The organism is Faecalibacterium sp. OF03-6AC, assembly GCF_003478175.1.
GTDB lineage: Bacteria > Bacillota > Clostridia > Oscillospirales > Ruminococcaceae > Faecalibacterium > Faecalibacterium taiwanense.
The window spans coordinates 294,456-314,482 of sequence record NZ_QUEN01000002.1 but is presented as its reverse complement, the minus strand read 5'-3'; the positions used below and the strand labels follow the sequence as shown (position 1 = coordinate 314,482).

General features: G+C 58.7%; 15 protein-coding genes, 2 tRNA genes and 1 pseudogene. 3 read left to right on the top strand and 15 right to left on the bottom strand.

All coding sequences use genetic code 11. From position 1 onward, the window contains the following. Nucleotides 1-9: 9 nt before the first annotated feature. The 6 genes and pseudogenes from DXA66_RS03790 to DXA66_RS03770 form a co-directional block, all read right to left on the bottom strand. On the bottom strand, nucleotides 10-1,347 hold the full coding sequence (locus tag DXA66_RS03790; RefSeq protein WP_118526875.1) for a TrkH family potassium uptake protein: 1,338 nt from the start codon (nucleotides 1,345-1,347) through the stop codon (nucleotides 10-12). Nucleotides 1,348-1,514: 167 nt separating this feature from the next. Beyond that, nucleotides 1,515-1,640, bottom strand: a pseudogene (locus DXA66_RS14520) (DUF6061 family protein); the annotation flags it as partial. 97 nt (nucleotides 1,641-1,737) lie between these two features. Continuing rightward, nucleotides 1,738-1,824, bottom strand: a tRNA-Leu gene (locus DXA66_RS03785). 219 nt (nucleotides 1,825-2,043) lie between these two features. Then, entirely contained in the window at nucleotides 2,044-3,366 is a 1,323-nt protein-coding gene (locus DXA66_RS03780) for an SLC13 family permease (protein ID WP_118526873.1), read from the bottom strand. After that, complete coding sequence (locus DXA66_RS03775; RefSeq protein ID WP_118526871.1) at nucleotides 3,363-4,097, bottom strand: response regulator transcription factor; 735 nt, start codon at nucleotides 4,095-4,097, stop codon at nucleotides 3,363-3,365. Before DXA66_RS03775 ends, DXA66_RS03780 begins: the two co-directional genes overlap by 4 nt. Then, nucleotides 4,087-5,160, bottom strand: coding sequence for an ATP-binding protein (locus tag DXA66_RS03770; protein ID WP_097777280.1), 1,074 nt, complete (start codon nucleotides 5,158-5,160; stop codon nucleotides 4,087-4,089). Before DXA66_RS03770 ends, DXA66_RS03775 begins: the two co-directional genes overlap by 11 nt. A 171-nt stretch (nucleotides 5,161-5,331) precedes the next feature. Here DXA66_RS03770 and DXA66_RS03765 point away from each other — a divergent pair, with 171 nt between their 5' ends. Further along, the gene (locus tag DXA66_RS03765) at nucleotides 5,332-6,354 is read left to right on the top strand and encodes a low specificity L-threonine aldolase (RefSeq protein ID WP_005944946.1); all 1,023 of its coding nucleotides are present in this window, start codon (nucleotides 5,332-5,334) and stop codon (nucleotides 6,352-6,354) included. Nucleotides 6,355-6,517: 163 nt separating this feature from the next. Continuing rightward, nucleotides 6,518-7,033, top strand: coding sequence for a PTS glucose transporter subunit IIA (locus tag DXA66_RS03760; RefSeq protein ID WP_118526869.1), 516 nt, complete (start codon nucleotides 6,518-6,520; stop codon nucleotides 7,031-7,033). 64 nt (nucleotides 7,034-7,097) lie between these two features. Here DXA66_RS03760 and DXA66_RS03755 read toward each other — a convergent pair whose 3' ends face one another. From DXA66_RS03755 to DXA66_RS03730, 6 genes are all read right to left on the bottom strand, one after another. Further along, nucleotides 7,098-7,742 carry a YitT family protein gene (locus tag DXA66_RS03755; protein WP_097777278.1) on the bottom strand — a complete coding sequence of 215 codons (645 nt, stop codon included), beginning with the start codon at nucleotides 7,740-7,742 and terminating at the stop codon, nucleotides 7,098-7,100. A 49-nt stretch (nucleotides 7,743-7,791) separates the two neighbouring features. After that, a complete protein-coding gene (locus DXA66_RS03750) occupies nucleotides 7,792-8,736 on the bottom strand; it encodes a GTP-binding protein (RefSeq protein WP_118526867.1) in 945 nt (314 codons plus the stop codon). Nucleotides 8,737-8,855: 119 nt separating this feature from the next. Continuing rightward, nucleotides 8,856-11,885 (bottom strand): EAL domain-containing protein, encoded by a 3,030-nt coding sequence (locus DXA66_RS03745; protein ID WP_243089019.1) that lies wholly within the window; start codon nucleotides 11,883-11,885, stop codon nucleotides 8,856-8,858. Between the two features lie 36 nt (nucleotides 11,886-11,921). Next, a complete protein-coding gene (locus DXA66_RS03740; protein WP_118526863.1) occupies nucleotides 11,922-13,364 on the bottom strand; it encodes an extracellular solute-binding protein in 1,443 nt (480 codons plus the stop codon). A 211-nt stretch (nucleotides 13,365-13,575) separates the two neighbouring features. Then, entirely contained in the window at nucleotides 13,576-14,475 is a 900-nt protein-coding gene (locus tag DXA66_RS03735) for a hypothetical protein (RefSeq protein WP_118526861.1), read from the bottom strand. Nucleotides 14,476-14,630: 155 nt separating this feature from the next. Further along, complete coding sequence (locus tag DXA66_RS03730) at nucleotides 14,631-16,940, bottom strand: FAD-binding protein (protein WP_118526859.1); 2,310 nt, start codon at nucleotides 16,938-16,940, stop codon at nucleotides 14,631-14,633. Nucleotides 16,941-17,171: 231 nt separating this feature from the next. Here DXA66_RS03730 and DXA66_RS03725 point away from each other — a divergent pair, with 231 nt between their 5' ends. Continuing rightward, the gene (locus DXA66_RS03725; protein WP_133300983.1) at nucleotides 17,172-18,062 is read left to right on the top strand and encodes a LysR family transcriptional regulator; all 891 of its coding nucleotides are present in this window, start codon (nucleotides 17,172-17,174) and stop codon (nucleotides 18,060-18,062) included. A gap of 127 nt (nucleotides 18,063-18,189) precedes the next feature. On the opposite strand, the gene DXA66_RS03720 is transcribed toward DXA66_RS03725, so the two are convergent. The 3 genes from DXA66_RS03720 to DXA66_RS03710 all read right to left on the bottom strand — a co-directional run bounded on the left by DXA66_RS03720 (nucleotide 18,190) and on the right by DXA66_RS03710 (nucleotide 19,969). Beyond that, a tRNA-Met gene (locus DXA66_RS03720) sits at nucleotides 18,190-18,266 on the bottom strand. Between the two features lie 85 nt (nucleotides 18,267-18,351). Then, nucleotides 18,352-19,491 carry a DUF4349 domain-containing protein gene (locus DXA66_RS03715; protein WP_118526855.1) on the bottom strand — a complete coding sequence of 380 codons (1,140 nt, stop codon included), beginning with the start codon at nucleotides 19,489-19,491 and terminating at the stop codon, nucleotides 18,352-18,354. Beyond that, nucleotides 19,478-19,969 (bottom strand): RNA polymerase sigma factor, encoded by a 492-nt coding sequence (locus tag DXA66_RS03710; RefSeq protein ID WP_044954130.1) that lies wholly within the window; start codon nucleotides 19,967-19,969, stop codon nucleotides 19,478-19,480. Before DXA66_RS03710 ends, DXA66_RS03715 begins: the two co-directional genes overlap by 14 nt. Nucleotides 19,970-20,027 lie beyond the last annotated feature (58 nt).

Below are 20,027 nucleotides of genomic sequence, written 5' to 3'. Positions count from 1 at the left end.
TTGTCTCCTTTATCCGATCGCGATTTTCTCCTGCGGCAGACGAGAGTGGGCAGGGCTGCTGCCAAATGCCGCATAGATCAACGTCAATCCACCAACACGTCCCAAAAACATCAGTGCGATCAGCACCCCCTGCGAAAGGACCCCCAGCTGCGGCGTGATGCCCAATGTCAGACCTACCGTTGCCACAGCCGAAGCAGTTTCATACAGACAGACTGACATCGGCAATTGCTCGGCCGCAGCAATGACAAAGGCTCCGAGGAAGAACAGCGTTAAATACATTCCTGCAATCGTGGCAGCATTCTTGACCGCGGAACCATCTATGCGCCGCCCGAAAAATTCGGCATCTTCTCTGCGGCGGAATGTCGCCCACATATTGGCCAGCAGAACGGCGAATGTTGTGGTTTTCATGCCGCCTGCCGTGGAGCCGGGCGAACCGCCCAACAGCATCAGAACCACCATCAACGCCTGTGAAGTGCTGCCCATCGCAGCAAGATCGGCGGTGTTAAAACCGGCAGTACGGGGAGTAACGGATTGAAACATCGACAATAAAATGCGCTGCCGGGCAGAGCCTGCCGTGAACTCGAAGCAATAAAAGTACAGCGTCGGCAGTACCAGAAGAAATGCCGTTGTGACAAGGATCACCTTGCTCTGCATCCGGTAACGGTGAAAATCAAGGCGATATGTACAAATGTCCTCCCATGTCAGAAAGCCAAGTCCGCCAAAGACGATCAGGGCCGCGATCACTGTGGTAAGCAATGGGTCACCTGCATACCGTGTCAGCGAAACAAATTTTGCCCCCTCTGTTCCCAGCAGGTCAAAGCCGGCATTGCAGAACGCCGAAATGGAATGAAACAACGCGTACCAGATTCCGCGCAGTCCATAATCGGCGCAGAACGTCGGCAGCAGCAGTGCAGCACCGACCAATTCAAACAGGGCGGTGATCCGCAGAATAAAGCCTGTCAGCCGCACGATGCCGCCCATCTGCGGGGCAGCAGTAGCTTCCTGCATCGTGCTGCGCTGCTTGAGGGAGATCTTTCGCCCGGAAAGCAGCGCAAAGGCAGCGCCCACCGTAATGACACCCAATCCTCCGATCTGGATCAGAAGAAGGATCACGCTTTGCCCAAAAGCCGACCAGTAGCTGCCGGTATCCTGAACCACAAGTCCGGTCACACAAAGGGCGGAGGTGGAGGTAAACAGTGCCTCATGGAACGGTGTGACGCACCGCTGCTGTGCAGCGATCGGGAGCATCAGAAGCAATGCGCCCACCAGATCGACTGCCGCAAAACCTGCAATAATGACCTGAAAAGAAGAAAAACGGTGCTGCCTGTAACGAGGATATTGAATCATAAAAGCTCCTTTACCTATCCGTGTGCATAAAGATTAGCATGGAATAAATAAAAGAGCCGTAAAGAAAATTGTAGAAGTATAAAGATTCCATTAAAATTGATCGATCAACACCAAATAACAAATGCCGGACATCACCAGCGCAATAAACGGTAATGTCCAGCATTCATTCAGATTTCTAACCCATGGCTTCCAGCCACATTCTTCAAGTATTCCTCCGGCTCGCCGTTCAGAATCAAATCCGCGTAGCCCAGCGGGTCATTGTAGATGAGATAATCCAGTTCAGACCGCTGTGCGCCGCCGCCCTGTTCAAGTCCTCTTATCCGCTGTTGCAGCTAAAGGGAACCGGTCATGTAAAACAAAAAAGACAGCTATCAAAAGCTGTCTTTTTTGTGGTGCGGATAAGAGGACTTGAACCTCCACCGAGTTGCCCCGATTAGAACCTGAATCTAACGCGTCTGCCAATTCCGCCATATCCGCATATTCTGTTTTGTTCGTGAGCTGTGTTGCTCGGAACGATAGTTATTATACCAGATATGGCAGAATTGTCAAGCATTTTTTCGAAAAAACTTTTCCCTCACTGCAAAACGTCATACTTTCGCGAAAAAAGCCCTCTGCAGGCCGATTTTCCGGCGGTGCAGAGGGTCGGAGTTTCTTTGTTTTTTTCTTCAGCAGGCAGCCGTGCCGGAGGCCAGCAGATCAGACTTTGCCCCACACCAGCCACAGGTACGCATAGCCTGCCAGCACTGCAGCCAGCGTAAAGGGCACGCCGATGCGCAGGAAGTCGTGGGTGGTGACGGTCTCGCCGTTTTTGCGCAGAATGCCAATGGCCGCGATATTGGCCGAAGCACCGATGGGGATCAGGTTGCCGCCCAACGTTGCACCGGTGAGCAGGCCGAAGTAAAACACATAGGGTTCCACGCCCACGCCATCGTTCATCAGGGCGGCGATGCTTTGCACCACCGGCAGCATGGCGGCCACGTAAGGGATGTTATCGATGAAGGCCGAAAGCACCACCGACACCACCACCAGCAGGGTGAACAGCCGGAAGGGGCTTTCCCCTGCCACGGCATGGAACAGCCGGGCTGCTGCGTCGATAACACCCGCCGCGTGGATGCCCGCGATCACGATGAACAAGCCGAACAACAGCAGCAGGGTGTCGCAGTCCAGCTCGCCCAGCACATGCGCCAGCGGCTTGGCCGACCCTGCCCGCAGGCAGGCGCGCGCCACACCAAACAGGCACAGCCCCATGCACACAAGACCGCTGCGCAGCTCGTACACCGTGTGCAGCGGCCCGGCTGCAGGCTCCGGCAGGAAGGATGCCGCAATGAGCAGCCCCACCGTGAGCAGCATCAGGGCAGTGGGCACATCGTCCTCCACCTCAGTCTCCACCTTTGCGGCGATAGGCTGGGTCTCACGGCGGAACAGCCACAGCAGCACTGCCAGCGAAGCAAGTGCGCCCAGCTCCACGCCCCAGAAGATGCCCGGACGGCCCCGCATCCAGAAGAAATCGAAGAAATTCATGTCGGCAAAGCTGCCCAGCAGGATGCTGGTGGTGTCGCCCACCAGCGTGGCCGCGCCCTGCAGGTTGGAGGACACCGCAATGGCAATGAGCACCGGCACCGGCGAGATCTTCAGCTTGCGGGCAATGGCAAGGCCCACCGGTGCTACCATGAGCACCGTGGCCACATTGTCCACAAAAGCACTGATGACACCGGCGAACAGCGCCAGCATACACACCGCCCACTTGACATCCGGCACACGGACGATAAGCATTTCCGCCAGGCGGGCAGGCATTTTGCTCTCGATGAACAGTGCCACCGTACCCATGGTGCCCGCCATCATGAGCAACACATTATAATCCACGGCCTGCAGCGCGGCGCGGAGTGAAAACTCGTAGACCCCTGCCTCGCCCAGCACAATAAAGAGCACCGCACTGCACAGTGCCACCCACGGGCGGTACTGCTGCAGCCGCAGCATCAATACATAGGTAACAGCAAACAGGATCAGTGCAAGTATCATTCGTTGATCTCCCCGCTGCGGGCATCCTCGTCGATCATGCGGTAGCCCACGCCCAGCTCATTGAGGATATAGGCATTGCTGCCCGGACGGCTGCCCAGCTTTTTGCGGATATTGGCCATGTTCACCTGCAGCTTTTTGGTGCTGCCGATGTCGGTATCGCCCCAGATGGCCTTGACGATGGCCGCATAGGTCATCACGCGGCCCGCGTGCTGGGAAAGGAACGCCACGATGTTGTATTCGGTCTGGGTCAGCTTGATCTCCTGCTCGTCCACGAACACCTTACGGCGGTCATAGTTGATGCGCATTCCCTGTGCGCGGAACTCACCCGCCGGGGCATTGCCGCCGTGCATGGCACTGTAGCGGTTCAGCCGCAGGGCAGCGCGCACGCGGGCCAGAAGTTCGCCGGTGCCGAAGGGCTTGGTGATGTAATCATTGGCACCCAGATCCAGCGCTTCGATCTTATCCATCTCGTCGGTGCGGGCCGAGAGCACCACGATGGGGGTCATATACTTCTGCCGCACGGTGCGGATGAATTCCAGCCCGTCCCGGTCCGGCAGGCCCAGATCCAGAATGACCAGATCCGGGTTGTGGGAGGCGAACAGAGTCAGGCCCATGGTACAGGTATGAGCCACCAGAGCCTGATAATCGTTGGTGGTGAGCAGCGTTTCGATAAAGCTGCAGATATTTGCCTCATCCTCTACGATCAGGACCTTGAATTTGTTATTGCTCATCTTCTGCATCCTCCATTTCAATTTCTTCGGTCTCCAGCCAGAAGCGGATGGTCGTTCCCTCACCCAGACGGCTCTCGGCCTTGATCTCGCCGCCGTGCGCCTTGATGATGGCCGCACACACCGAAAGGCCGATGCCCATGCCGTGCTTGCGGCTGTCTGCCGGTACATCCGGGTCGGTGCCGGAGAACAGCGTTTTCAGCCGTTCTCTGGGGATGCCGCAGCCATTGTCCGTCACCTCGAACACCGCACGATTGCCCACCGTGAACACCTTCAAGGTCAGTTTTGTCATGCCCTCGGCGTGCAGAGCGGCATTTTCCAGCAGGTTCATCAGCACCTGCTGGATGAGCATGGAATCCATGGGGATCACGATAAAGGCATCCGGCGTTTCCAGCTCCACCGGGATCTCCGGGTAGCGCTTGCGGAACTTGACCAGTACCGTATCCAGCAGTTCGTCCAGCACAGTGGGGGTCTTTTGCACCGTCACCTTCTCGCTGTCGATGCGGGTGACGGAAAGCAGATTCTCCACCATGCGGGTCAGCCACTGGGCATCGCTGCAGGCTTCACCAAGCAGTTTAATGGTCTTTTCCTTATCCAGCGAGTCATAATTTTCGATCACAGTGGAGCAGGCACCGTAGATGGAGGTGAGCGGGGTGCGCAGATCGTGAGAAACCGCGCGCAAGAGGTTCGCGCGCATCTTTTCCTTTTCACTCTCCATACGCAGCTGTTCCTGCTTTTTGATGCGGGTGGTGAGAGTGCTGGTCATGATGGACACCACCAGCATCACAAGGCCGGAGAACAGGTTTTCCGACAGGGTAAAGTTGAAGGCGAAATACGGTGAGAGGAAGGCAAAGTTCACAGCCAGCACGCTGATGAGCGAAGCCGCCACGCCCCACGCATAACCTTCTGTATACATAGAGGTGACGAATACCGCCAGCATAAAGATAAGCATTGCTACGCCCTCAATGCGGCCCATAACGGCCTGTGTAAGCATCACCATGGCATAGGCGGCGAACAGAGCCAGCAGCATTACGGTGGCATCCCGCACAAGCGTCTGTTTTTTCATGCACATTCCCCTTCCCAAATAATATATTCCGTTTCCCGCATTATACCATAGAAAAACTAAAGATACAGTAAAAATCCTTTGCCGTAAAGAGGGACGTGATTTGACACTCCCTCTCCCCCGTAGTAGAATAGCCTTATCAACACTTTATCTCACTGGATCAGGAGTAACGATATGCTGTATTTCGAGAACGACTACTGTGAGGGTGCACACCCTGCCATCCTGCAAAAGCTGGCCGAGACCAACTTTGAAAAGGTGCCCGGCTATGGCACCGACCCCTACTGCGCCAGCGCCAAAGCAAAGATCTGCGCTGCCTGCGGCTGCCCGGATGCAGACGTGACCTTCATCTCCGGCGGCACCCAGACCAACGCCATCGTCATTGCGTCCATGCTGCAGCGCTGGCAGGGCGTGATGGCTGCTGCCACCGGCCATGTGGCTGCACACGAAGCCGGTGCCATTGAGTATACCGGCCACAAGGTCATTGCCCTGCCCGCCCACGAGGGCAAGGTGAGCGCCGCCGATGTGCGCGACTGGTGCGCCACCTTCTATGCCGATGCCAACCACGACCACATGGTGTTCCCCGGCATGGTATATATCTCTCACCCGTCCGAGTACGGCACCCTGTACACTAAGGCTGAGCTGGAAGAGCTGCACGCTGTGTGTCAGGAGTACCACATGCCCCTGTTCATGGACGGCGCACGCCTGGGCTACGGTCTGATGGCCAAGGGCACCGATGTTACCCTGCAGGATATCGCCCGCCTGACCGATGTGTTCTACATCGGCGGCACCAAGGTGGGCGCGCTGTGCGGCGAGGCCGTGGTGTTCCCCCACGGCGCACCGGCCCACTTTATGACTATGGTCAAGCAGCAGGGCGCGCTGCTTGCCAAGGGCCGTCTGATGGGCCTGCAGTTCGATGTGCTGTTCACCGATGATCTGTACACCCGCATCAGCCGGAACGCCATCGAGACCGCCGACCGTCTGAAGGAGGGCCTTGCTGCCAAGGGCTACCGCTTCTATATGGAGTCGCCCACCAATCAGGTGTTCCCCATTCTGGAAAACAGCCAGCTGGAAGCGCTGGAGCCACTGGCAAAGTTCGGCTTCTGGGAGAAGTACGACGACACCCACACCGTGATGCGCATTGCCACCAGCTGGGCCACCCGCATGGAGGAGATCGAGCAGCTGATCGACCTGATGTGATGCCGCCAAAGATTTTTGGCGGTTTTATGCGGGATACCAATTGCAATTTCTTTCACAATGTGGTATCTTTTGGGTAGACCAATGGGTTGGAGCCGGTGGGCCTTGCAGGACAGCGTTTCGGCCGGCTGGCTCTATGAAATAATCGGAAAGAAGGTATTTTAACATGGGCTTTTTTGATAAGCTGTTCGGCGGCAAGACCGAGCAGGAAGAGACCGCTAAATTCTTTGGTCAGAGCAAGACCGTTCTGACCCCCATCCGCGGCAAGGTGCTGGCACAGGCCGACATCCCCGACGAGACCTTTGCACAGGGCATCCTTGGCCCCGGCTGTGGCATCGAGCCCACCGGCAAGACCGTGTATGCTCCGTTTGACGGCACCGTGGAACAGGTGGCTTCCACCCTGCACGCCGTGGGCCTGACCAGCGAGGACGGCATGGAGATCCTGATCCATGTTGGCATGGACACCGTGGAGATGAACGGCAACGGCTTCAAGGCACTGGTCAAGGTGGGCGACAAGGTCAAGGCCGGCACCCCGCTGCTGAAAGTGGATCTGGACGCCATCAAGGCTGCAGGCCATCCCACCGCAACGGCCATCATCGTGACCAACGGCGATGACATGGGCGAGCTGAAGATGCTGGCCGAGGGCGATGTTCTGGCCGGCACTCCGCTGTTCAAGTTCTGATTTCTGCACAGCAAAAGGCGTGCACTTCCGCAAAGGAGGTGCACGCCTTTTTGATTTCCCGATCTTACTGGCCGCCCGGCTTGTAGTGCAGCACCCGCTCCGACACCAGCCCGTTGAAGAACTGGATGAAGGGCCCCAGGCAGAAGGCACAGATCAGCGTACCGATGCCCACAAGGCCGCCCAGCAGCCAGCACAGCAGCGCACACAGTGCATCGGTGAACACGCGGCAGCCGAAGTACGGCACCGGGGTGTAGTCCCGCAGGCCCAGCGAAAGGTAATCGTACGGGGCGATGCCCAGATCTGCCGTCTGGTACAGCGAAGCCCCCAGCGCCGTGACCGGCACCGCCAGCGCCACCCACAGCAGCTGCACCGGCAGGCCCAGCGCCTCGGCCGGGCCAAAGTGGGCTGCAATGGGGTCGTAGAAGGCCGTGACAATGAACCCGACGCCAATGCCGTTGACAAAGGTGCCAAGGCCGATGTACTTGCGCCCGAACCAGAACTGCAGTGCAAAGAACAGGATGTTCGTGCACAGGTTCTGCACGCCCAGCGAGATGCCCAGCATCTCGGCCAGACGCATATTCAGTGCGCTGATGGAGTCGTTGCCAAGGTGAGACTGCTTGAACAGTGCAATGCCCAGCCCGATGATCACAATACCGACCACCATGCCGAGGATGCGCCGCGCCGAGGGCATCTGCGGGTTCTTTTTCATGATTCTGTTCTCCTTTTTTTGCACCAGTTTTACAACGTTCGTTGAAAGCTCAGCGGTGAAGCTGCGTTTCGATCCTTGCCCTGTCTAGCCCTTCGCCAATGACGATGAGCACATCCTGCCCCTGCGGGATGGGTTCCAGTGTTCTGCCGACAGCGGTGGCGTTCAGTTCCAGCCAGCCGGTGGTGCCCTGCGGGTCCGGTGCAAAGCCCTTCACCCGCAGCACATGGCCGCAGGCGGCATCCGCAAACAGGTGGTCGGCAGCGGCCTGCAGCTGCTGCAGCGTCAGGTGCTGCTCCAGAAAGCACAGAGAGCTGAAGGCTTCGTGCTCATCAAAATGCAGCTTTTCGCAGCTGGCCTGCCTGCAGCCGCAGGCCGCAATGACGGCAAGGTCGGCATCGGTAAGCCGTGCCCAGTCCTTGGTGATGATCTCTTCCGGCGCAAAGCGGCGGGAGCACTTGCAGCCCTCCAGCGCACGGGTCAGATGAGCCACGGCGGCAGCGGTCTGCTGCTGCCCGGCCAGCTGGGTACGGCTGACCAGCACCCGGCCCGCGTTGGCCGTCTCGGATGCCAGCACGTACTCAGCCTGCGGCGAAAGCGTTTCCGGCAGCATGGCATCCACTATGGCGATCACATTGCCGATGTGATACCAGCGGTCCAGCGGGTCGTCCCGCAGCACATCAAAAAACTCGTCCACATCAAAGATGCCGCTGGGTTCCACCACCACCCGGTCGAACCCGCGCATGGCCATAGCAATAAGCTTGGTGCGCATCCGGCGTTGATGGGTGTCGCAGTCGCATCCGCCGCTGATGGTCTCAAGGTCGCAGTTCGGGCCAAGAAGGTCCTGCACCAGCATGGCATCCACGTTCACCGCGCCGAAGTCGTTTTCCAGAATGCAGACGTTGTGGCCCTGTGCCACCAGATATCGGACATACCGGCGCAGAAAGGTGGTTTTGCCTGCACCCAGAAAGCCGGTGATAAGGTCTACCTGTACCATAATAAAAAAGCACCCCCTGTGCTGTTGTTTGCCCGATTCCAGTATACCGCAGCAAACTGCAATACGCCAGTGGCAGATGCAAAAGCCCCGCATTTCTGCGGGCCTTTTTATGTTCGTATTCAGCCGCTGTCGGATGCAGAGCTGTACTCGGCAATGACCTTGCGGGCGGCAGGTGCCATTTGGGCCGGTACGGCGGCAGGCTTTGCAAGGAAGTAGCCCTGCAGCGCATCCGCGCCCAGCTCTATAACCTTGCGCAGTTCGGCGGCGGTCTCCACGCCCTCGGCAATGATCTGCATGCTGCGCGGGTGGGCATAGGCCACGATGTTCTGCACGATCTGTTGCTTGTCCGGGTCGGTATCGATGCCGCGGATGATGGCGATATCCACCTTGATGAACCGGGGCGAAAGCTCCAGCAGGCTGTTCTCGTTGGCAAAGCCGCTGCCGTAATCGTCCAGCGCGAACATGCCGGAGAAGCCCGGCGCATGGCGCTTGGCCTCCAGTGCTTCGTGGTCGATCTCCTCTTCCTCGGTGATCTCAATGACCATCTGGCGGCACAGCTCATGCCAGCGGCTTTCCATATACTCGCTGTCCTCTCTGGGCAGGCAGACGCTTGCAATGGAGTTGATGAACAGCATCGTGTCCCTGCGCACAAGGCCCTCGCTGCGCAGGTGGTCGAAGGTCTCCAGCGACTTGAAGAAGGTCAGCCGCTCGATCTCGCACAGTGCGCCCTGCTCCCGCGCCAGCTTCATGATGGTAGCGGGCGAGCGCAGCGCTTCCCTATCGGAGCGCATCAGGGCTTCGTAGGCCATCACCTTGCCGGTGCGGGCCGAGAAGATGGGCTGGAATACATAGTACACCCGCTCCTCGGTAAGCAGCTGCTGGAAGTCGCGTCTCAGCTGTGCGGCCTGTGCTTCCTGCTGGTAGATCTCCATGCTGAACTCTTCCAGATGTCCCTTGTTGGTGCGCTTGACCTGATAGAGGGCAAAGTCGGCATACTTTTTCAGGCTGTCCATATCGGTGCCGCTGGCCGGGTACCATGCTACACCGCCGGAAATGCTGATACGCAGCTCATTGCCGCTGGGCAGGATGGCAACGCTCTTCTGCATAGCGCTGCTCAGGGTGCGGATCTTCTCACGGATCTGATCCTGACTGGAATAGCCGTAGAACAGCAGCACGAACTCATCGCCGGAAAGGCGGGACACCACAGTGCCGTTGGGCGTGTTCTCAGCAAGGCAGCGACCCGTGCGGTGGATGTACTGGTCGCCCCAGTCGTGGCCGTAGGTATCGTTGATGTGCTTGAGGTTGTCCAGATCCATCATCAGCAGAGCTGCAACGCCCAGCTGGTGCGGATTGCGGAACAGCTCTTCGCTCACGCGGTGGAAGGCCTGACGGTTATACAGGCCGGTCAGGATATCGTAATCGCGTTCGTGCTCAATACGCATGCGCTCCAGCGTGGCGGCGGTAACGTCCTCAGCCAGACCCACCTGCGTGGTCTGGTCGTTGGTGACGCGCAGCATGATGTAGCGGGTCTCGCCCTCCTTGCGGATGGTGAGCATCTTGTCCCCCTCTGCCGTAGTGGTGCAGGGATGGGAAAGTTGGATGTGGCTCAGCTTTTCCTCAAAGCGGCGCACACTCAGGAAGCAATCCTTGGGCTGGGGGGCACCCAGCAGCGCAAAAAAGTTATCGGTAACATACACACTGCCCGTGTCGAACCGCAGCTCATAGCCGCCCAGCTCCACACTGGCCATGTCCATGATGCGCAAAAACTTTGTGGAGTTGTTCAGCAGCTCGCTGTTCAAGCTGGTCAGTGCATCGGCCAGACGGTCCAGCTCCCGAATGTTGGTATGGGACAGCTGCGGGAACTGCTTTTTCTCCTGCCCGTCCACCACTTCGTGATACAGCAGCTCCACCGGATGGGCCAGATTGCGGGCAACGACCAGACTGCCCAGCGCGCCCAGCACCAGCGTAAACGCAATGGCAATGGCGATCACGCTGCGCACATTGTCTGCAAAGGCAAACAGCACCTTGCTGTTCACGGTGCCGATCAGCAGCCAGCGCTCATTGGAAAACGGCGCGTTGCGGCTGTACAGGGTAATGGGCAGGGCCACGGCATAATAGTCTTTATTCCGCAGCGTCAGCCAGCACTCGTCCGCCCGGAGTTCGCAGTTCATCATGCCGGCCGGTGCTTCCAAAGCGGTCACGTCCTCGCTGGAAGTGACCGCCTTGCTGACGATAAAGGAGGTATCTTTCTCATCAGCAGTGGTGGAGACTAAGAAGTAGGTGCCGGTATTGCCGTCCTGCAGTTCACTGTAAGGCAGCTTTGTCTGCAGGTAACTGGTAAGCAGCTCCACACCCACCACACCGTAGATTGTGCCGTCCGGCAGGATCAGCGGCTGGGAGTAGGCAATGGCGGTGCGGCTGTCGTCGCCTATCTTATAGACACTGGTGGTCCAGCGGCCGTAATCCTCGGCGTTCAGCCTTGCGCCGTCCTCCCACGCGGTCTGGAAGGGAGTCTTGAAAAAGCCGTTGCCCTTCAGGCCGTAGTAGCGCAAGGTGGGCTGCCAGCTTTTATCGGTGGTGATGCTCAGCTTTTTGACCACCGCCGAGCTGCCGCGCTCGATCATCAGATCGGCGTTGTCCCCCGAAGGGCGGGCATCCGGGTCCAGATCCCGCAGGTAGATGCCGGGCAGGCCGCAGCCCACATCAAGGTTGTACAGATTCACGGTGTTCAGTACCACAAAGATGCCACTGACCGGTTTTGCTCGCAGGGTGCTCACCAACTCCGGCGCAATGGCCGTGAGCAGTGCGTCGCTCTTCTCACGGCTCGTGTTCAGTTCGGCCAGATCGAGCTGGCCTTCTTCCTGCATGGCAAGAACGGTATTGTTGATGTGCTCCGACAGATCGGTCAGGTTCTGTGCATCCTGCATCAGGTCCTGCACGTAGCTGACGCGGTTGCGCACCTGCATGTTGAGCATGTCCTTGGCGTTCTGGTTCAGCCTGCCGTCCACATTGGTAATGGTAATGCTGACTGCCAGCAGCACCACCTCTACCTGCATCACCAGCATCATGGCGCTAAAAATGGTGCGGAAGATAGGCCTGCCCGTTTTTTTGCGCCGGGCGGCATCCGTATCCTTCTGTCTGCACAGCATCACCATCACCTCTCTTCCTCAGCGTGTTCCGTCGGCTCAGCCCTCGTACCGTTTGAGCTGGCTGCAGATATCCTGATACCATGTCTCAAAGTGATCGTCGGTCAGGAACTCGGCTTCTGCGTCCGCAGCGCTCTGACCCTCGGCGATGCGCTGCTCCACGGTCTCGCGGTCCGCAGCGGCAAGGTCACTCAGGCCGTATTCCAGCACCTTGCGGGCGCTGCTGCCGCCTGCAAAGGCGTGGGGCGTGTACAGGCGGTTGCCGTTCACGGTATCTACGGCAGCGGTCAGGATCTGCTCCATGCTGTCGTTCAGGGTCAGGCCGCTGGAGGTGATCGTATCCATGCTGTTGGCTTCCCTGGTAACAGGCAGATAGCCGGAACCCACCGCAAAGGCAATGTTGTTTTCCGGCTGGACGAACCACTTGAGGAACTCCACCGAAGCTTCGATCTCTTCCTCCTTGCCAGCAGTCACCACCATGCCGGCACCCTGCTGCACGGCAACCTTTTCGCCGTCTGCAAACTCCGGGCTGGGCAGCGCCTTCATGCTGATATCGTGGCTCTCGTTGGCATCGTTCGTCACCCGCGCGGGGAAGAAGGTAGCGCTGGAACAGGAGCCAACATAGCCCAGCACGTTGCCGGCCTTGATATCGTCACTGCGGAAGCGGCCGCTGGCGGCAAACCAGCCCTTGACGAAGGGCACGTAGTAGTTATCCCACAGCTTGCGGGCCGCATCGTGCTCAAAGTTGACGGTCATTTTGCCGTTCTTCACCTCAAAGATGGTGCCGCCCAGCTGCTGTGCGCCCACCAGCATGTAGTTTGCCATAGCATCGCGGCCGAACAGGGCCTTGCCGTCGTCCGGGGCAGCGGTCTGGGCATCGGTCCAGTTGTAGTATTTTTCAGCGGTGTCTACCAGACCTTCCACGGTGGCAAGGTCGTCGTAGCTGGCACCGGTGGCCTCGGCAAAGGGCTGCCAGTCGGTGTCGTTGAAGAGCATCACCTCGGTGGATTTTGCCACCGGGAAGATCTTTACGCTGCCGTTGTCGTCAAAGTCGCCCTCAGAGAGGTAGCCGTCAATGAACTGGGCCTTCTCGTCATCGGTCAGGTAGGGTGCAAGATCCACCACCATACCCATCTGATCCAGCGCATAGACCGTATCGGCATAAGCCGAGAACACGTTGGGCATGGCGGACGCACCCACCTTGCCTTCGGCAGCATCCATCACGCTCTGTTCCAGATCGTTCACGCTGCCCTGACTCTCGGTGGACACCACGATGCCCTTCTCGGCACCTACGGTCTCGTTGAACTTGTCCACAAGATCGGTAAAGCATTCCAGCTGGTCGCCGTTATAATAAGTCCACACCGTAATGTTAGTCACCTGCGTGGTCTTTGCATTCTGGGCACTGCTGCCGCAGCCCACGCAGCCAAGGGCCAGTGCCGCGGCGCACAGCCCGGACACGACCGCTTTGAGATATTTTTTCATCAAATCCCCCCTGAGGGCGCTCACACAGCAGGACGTTCCGGCTGCCATATCACCCGACTATACCTAGTTTATCATACCACCTTTTTCCGGGTGCGTAAACAAAATCCGGCAAAAATCTTCACGATCACAAGAAAGCGGAAGAACTTTCCACCCATCGGAACAAAAAGCACAGCCCTTCCCATTGGCTGGGAAAAGCTGTGCTTTGCAGCTGTTATTCGGTTTTTTCTGCCGGGACGGTGGACACAGTGATCTGCTCATAATCCGCACTGTGGGCAAGATAAACGCTCAGGTCACCGGTGTTGGTGGTCTCCATGCCGTCCAGCTTTGTGCAGGCGCAAAGGCCGAAGGCCAGCACATCCATGCCGGCAGCAGCGCCCTGCCAGAATTTATCCTCGCAGCCGGGCTTTGCCCAGCGCCGCGGCAGATACTGCACAAAGCCCACAGCCGTCAACAGTTCATCCGCCTCGGCCAGCTGGGCCTCGGCAGCGGCATCGTCCAGCAGATCCCTGCCCGCGCAGCGCTGCAGGATGACATGGCACACCGGGCGGCGTGTGGCCTCCAGCACCGAGTGGCGGAAACCGTAGCGGGAGACGTTCTTTTTGCCGTACAGCAGGATGAAGCCCATGCTGTTGCGGCTGTCCGCCCGCAGGAAGCCGTGGGTGATGTAGGGCATCTGCTGGGTATAGTTGAGGGTATCCAGCGTGCAGAAATCCAGCGGTTCCAGCGAGTACAGCTCCAGATCGTACCGGGTGATGTGGGAGCGGTTGTAGAACGGCATGTTCGCGCCGTTGATGTCCGCCGGGCAGGTGCGCATGGTGACAGGCGCGTTCTCGGCCACATGGTAACAGTTGCGGATGAGCCGCAGCAGGTGGTCGATATCGCTGCCGTTGGTAATGGAAGCCGAGCCACCGCCCAGACGGATGGCCTGCACCTCGCAGTCGGCAAAGTCAGCAGCGTTGGCCCTAAGCTCCAGCGCCATGGCCAGCACATATTCATGCAGCATTTCGGTGTTGCGGCCCTCGATCAGGGTGCGTCCGTTGAAGGACGGCTTCCGGGTGATGAAGGGGAAATTCAGCTTCATCACCACCGGGTGAAGCGGGGTAGTTTCCATAATTATATGACCTCCGTCAACAGCAATGCCGCACCGGAAGCAGAGGTTTGCCCTGCCCCGGCGCGGCACCGAGAAGAAAGAAAAAACCGTTTAGGATGGGCTTGCGGTACCGACAGCTTTATTCTATCGGACAGCAGCCCGTTTGGCAAGAGAAATTATGCCTTTGCCTGTGCGATGCAGTCGGCCACAGCCTCCTGCACAGCCTTGACAGAGAAGCTCAGAGTGGAAGAGGTGATGGCATCCACGCTGGTATCGCCCTGGCTCTCCACAACGGCAGCTGCCATGCTGGAGCGCAGGTCGTCCTTCATCAGGTCCTCGTTGCCGGAAGAGGTGATCTTGCAGTCGGTGATGGCATCCTCGCTGAAGGTCATGGTAACGGTGACGGTGCTGTAGCTGGAGTTCTTGGAGGAGGTGTAGGTACCGGCATAGTATTTGCCGTTGGTGGTACGCTCCTCGGCAGAGTTCTCGCCGCCAATGCCGTTGTCCAGATCGTTCTTGACATACTCAGCAGCCAGGTAACCGGTCACGAATGCACTGCCACAGCTGTTGCCTGCGGTGGGGGTGTGGTACTGCACACCGTAGCGCTGGCCACAGCAGTTGCCGACAGCGTACAGGCCGGGGATGGGTGCCTTGGCACCGGTCAGAACGCGGTACTCACCGTCAGTGCAGACAGCAGCATGCTGGCACAGGCCGCCGGAGGGGTTGCCGCCGGTAACGGCAGAAGCTGCGAAGAAGGGAGGATCCTGGATCTTGAAGTGCATCATGGATGCGTCTGCGCCCCAGTCGGAGTCGTAACCGGCATCGCACATCTCGTTCCAGTGCTTCACTTCGTCCAGGAAGCCCTGCTTTGCGTCACCCTCATAGCCCATGATGTCGGCCAGCTCTTCCAGAGTGTCGGCAGCATACAGGGTGGTGGGGTCGTTGCCGTAGCGGGCAAATGCCTGCACGGAGAAGCCGTCGGGGCCGGTCTTGTAGTTGGCCATATCCTTGCGGACCTTCTCCAGCATGTACTCGTTGCTGCGATCCATGGCCTGATGGTCGTAGGCCTGATACTCGCAGTATGCATCCCAGTTGGAGTCGGTGACGCAGACCATCTTCTGGCCTTCGGGCATCATATCCAGATAGCCCACGGAGCCGTGGCGGGTGATGGTCTCATTGAAGAAACGCTTGCCGTCGTTGCCAAAGATGGGCCAGATGCCGCCGAAGGGGAAGGACGGGCGGCTGTTGATGCCGGCTGCCTGGCCTGCACGGGGGCCGGCCTCCATGGTAGCGCCTGCCCACAGCATCATGCGGATGCCGGAACCGTCACGGCCCATGGAAGAAATGTTGTTCACGTCGGTGCGGTCCTTGCCGTAGGACCATGCCAGGTTGCGCAGGGTGTCGCACAGATCCAGACGCATATCCGGGTTGCCGCCGAAGTCGCCGGCTGCCACGATGACAGCATCGGCATTGACCTGGAAGTACTTGCCGTCGATATCGGTGAAGATCGCGCCGGTGACCTTGCCGTTCTCGTGCACGAGGGTCAGACCCTGTGCGCCGTAGATGTACTCACAGCCCTTCTCCACAGCCTTCTGCTGCAGCAGACGGACGGTGTACGGCCACATATTGTTGTTGGTGTTGGTCTCGGTGCCGGTATCACGCCACTGGGTCATGCCCACATAGTAGTAGCTGTGGCTGCAGGGGTTCTGGAAGTGCTTGTTGCCCTTGTAGTTCACAGCGTGTGCGTACTTTGCAACGTAGTCGGGATCCAGCTCAGCCAGCATCCAGTCCAGAGCTTCGCCGGAACGGGTGGCGTAATCCTTGACGATCTTCTGGTTTGCGTGGCCCAGAGCCTTGACCATGTACTCGGTGAAGATGTCCATGGGGTCGTACTTCTCGGCACCCTTGTCCAGGAAGAACTTGGAGTTGTAGGTGGTCAGGTCGCAGGCGTAGTTGTCGTACTCTTCCCAGGTCTGCACCTCGCAGCAGATGGTGTCCAGACCCTCTTCTGCACAGCGCAGGGCAGCGGCAGTACCAGCCTGACCAGCACCGATGACCAGGACCTCGCAGTCCTTGGTGTACTCCACCTTATCGGCCAGCTGCGGCTCGTCGCCCAGCCATGCGGGCTTGTTGTTCATGAACTGCTCTTCCGGAATGTTCAGAGGATCGACCATGCCCACCATCATGGAACCCATGATGTCGCCGTTGCCCTTCTGCTCGATGTACTCCTCAGGAGTTTCGGGAGCCTTGGCATCCGGGTTGGAGCCGCGGTTGGACTGGCAGTAGCTGGTGGCAAAGATGTCGTCCCAGGTAATGGTGGAAGCGGCAGCAGCCGGTGCTTCGGAAGCAGCGGCACTGCCTGCTGCAGAGGAAGCAACAGCACTGCTTGCGCTGATGGAGCAGCCGGACAGTGCGCCTGCAGCGGCAGCGCCCAGAGCGCTGAGAGCCGATGCGCGGATGAAGTTTCTGCGCGAGATCTTGTTCATAGTGCGGAACCCTTTCTTTTCTCTTCTTGTCTTCTTTTCTCAAAACATTTTGCTGCACAGGACACAGTTTGATGTTTTTTTGACGATATTCATTATAATTAAATCTTTACCAAAAGAGAAATTCAATTTTCCCGTTTGCAGTTATTCAGTTTTTCTATCAGTTATCTTGACCTTTTCCCGGCCCGCTGTTACAATTGGCGTATCACTTTTGCCCGAAGGGAGGCTTCTGCTGTGACCGACCGCCAGCTGCGCTGCTTTCTGGCGCTGTACGAAACACTGAACTTTTCTGTCGCCGCACGGCAGCTGTTCCTCACCCAGCCCACGCTGAGCTACCAGATCCGCACGTTGGAGGAGGAGCTTGGCACCCCGCTGTTCGTGCGCACCACCTGCCGGGTGGAGCCAACGCAGGCCGGCCAGCTGTTTGCCGAGTTTGCCCAGAGCACCCGCAAAGGCTACGAGGCTTTTCAGGCTGCTCTTGCGGCCGGGCAGCGCCAGCGGGAAAAGCTGGTGCTGCAGGTACCCGCCACCATGGCCGCACGCGACCCGCTCTATCACGACCTGCTGCTGGCTCTGAGCCGGGAGCTGCCGGACTGCGATCTGGAAGTCGTCACCGACTCCACCTTTCGCCCGCCGGAGGAAGTACTGCAAAGCGGCGTGGATGCACTGGTGCAGCTGCTTGCTGAGCCGGTGGGCAGTGCCGTGGACGTGATGAGCCTGTTCGATACCCGGTGCTACCTGCTGGCAAGCCCCAACAACCCCCTCAGTGCCGAAAGCTTCCTCACACCGCCGCAGCTCACCGGGCAGACCGTCTGCTTTGAGAGCTGCGATGCCGTTTTTGTCTCCATCGTTCGCCGCTGCATGGAGGAAGTGCCTATGCGCTGGCTGATGGTGCCCAGCTTCGAGAAGGAGTATGTTCGGATGCTGGCAGGCAAGTGCCTGTTCTTCAGTCCGGTGCGGGGGCATGGCTCCCCGAGAGAGTGGTTCCATGCCCTCATGTTCCCCTTCCCGCCCATGCCCACCTGCCTGTTCACCCGCCGGGGCGACACCCGGCCCGAGATCCAGACACTAAAGGCCCTTGCTCTCGCCGAGCACGCCCGTGCCGTGGAGGACGGCAGGTTGTAAACGGTAAATATAGAAGAAGCACCGCTGCGCAGTACGATTTTGCCGCCATCATTGAACGAGCGCAGCCCCTTCTTCGTATCGGATACAGACAACAAAAAAGCGTTCTGAGATATCTCAGAACGCTTGGTGGTTGCGGGGGCCGGATTTGAACCAACGACCTTCGGGTTATGAGCCCGACGAGCTACCAGACTGCTCCACCCCGCGATATTTACTTTGTGCTCTCAGCGGTTCTCTCTGACTGCTCAAGTATAATACCACAAGGGCGGGCGGATGTCAAGTATTTTTTGATTTATTTTTTCTTCTTTTTCCAAACCACGAACCCTGCGCAGGCGGCGGCTGCGATCACCACCACCGGCCATGCACCGGCAAGGGCAACGATGACCTGCTGCAGGCCATCCACAAAGTTCTGCCAGCCAGCGGAAAGGGCGCTGACAAAGCGGCTGCCGAAGCCCTCGCTGGGCGGCGAGTAGGTGCTCACCTCGCTCAGGCTCACGCACACGGTGCACTCTTCCACCTGATCGTTGTACCAGTCCATCTGGCTCTGCCAGCTCTCGATCTGGCTCTGCACATCCGTCAGGCTGGACTCGATCTCAAGCAGGTCGGAGAGGTTGTCGGCCTGCTGCTGCAGCTGCTGCAAGCGGGTTCGCTGGTTCTTGAGATTCTCAAGCCGGGTCTCCACGTCCATGTACTGGGCGGTCACGTCGTCGGCCTGCTGGTTTTTGTAGGTCACGTTGCCTGCTTCGGCCACGGCGGCAAGAAAGGTCTCGTAGTTCTGCTGCGGCACCCGGTAGGTCAGGCTGACACTGCGGCTGTCACCGGCATCCGAGTATTCACTGCTGGATTCCAGATAGCCGCCCGCTTCAGCAAGGGCAGCATCCAGAGCAGCGCGGGCTGCGTCGTAGTCCTTGCTTTCCAGGCTGAGGTTCGCGGTGTAGATGATCTTTGCGTGGTCGGTGCTGTGGGCCGCTGCTGCCGCGTCGTTCTCCGAATAAACAGCGGTGCCATTGTCTGCGCCGCTTTCCAGCGCCATGGTGTTCAGACTGTAATCGGCTGCCATGGGGCTGTCCACAGCGGCACGGTCCGCGCCGCCTGCCGCCATCACCGCCGCAGTGCTGTCCGCAGAATAATAGACCGCCGGGCTGCTGCTCTTTGCGCCAAGGCCGATTTGTCCGGTGGCAAAAGCACCATAGCCTACCACGCACACAGCAAGGCAGGCCGCCAGTGCGCCCACCCGCTTTGCGGGGAAGCGGATCAGTTTCTTCTTCGGCTGCACCGGGGCGGACTGAGCCGGTACCGGTGCGTCGGTTTTCATCATGGGCTGGGCCTTTTCTTCTTCGGTCAACTGGTCTGTCATGGCCAGCAGCTTTGCCTTCAGATCGTCCGGGGCGTAGAGGTCGTCCGTCTCCATCTTGTACTCATACCACCTCATCTTCGATCTCCTCCTTCAGCATCGTATGTAACTGCGCCCGGGCACGCCGCAGCCAGCTCAGCACCGTGTTGGATGGTGCGCCCATCATCCGGCCGATCTCCGCCGCCGTGTACCCCTCGTAGTAATGCAGATAGATGGCATTGCGGTAGTTTTCCGGCAGGGCGCGCACTGCGTCCAGCACACTGCCGTCCTCAAACGCATCGGGCGCGGGCAGGTTCTCGTCCAGCTCGGTGTCCTTCTGATGGGCTGCGCGGGTCAGGTCCCGGCAGCGGTTGATGGCCACCCGCAGCAGCCACGCCTTGAGGTGCTCCTCACTCTCAAACGTACCATTATAATGCAGGAGCTTCTCGTAGACATCCTGCACCACGTCCTCGGCATCGGCTGTGCATCGGCTGTTGTGTATGGCAGCGCGGTAAACAGCATCGCTGTATTTCTGCACTGCCAGCGTAAATACTTCGTTTCTGGTCAGCTGTCCCATAGTTTCAAGCTCTCCTTTACCGCCTGTACAGGGCTGGTGGAATTCGTATTCCACGGGG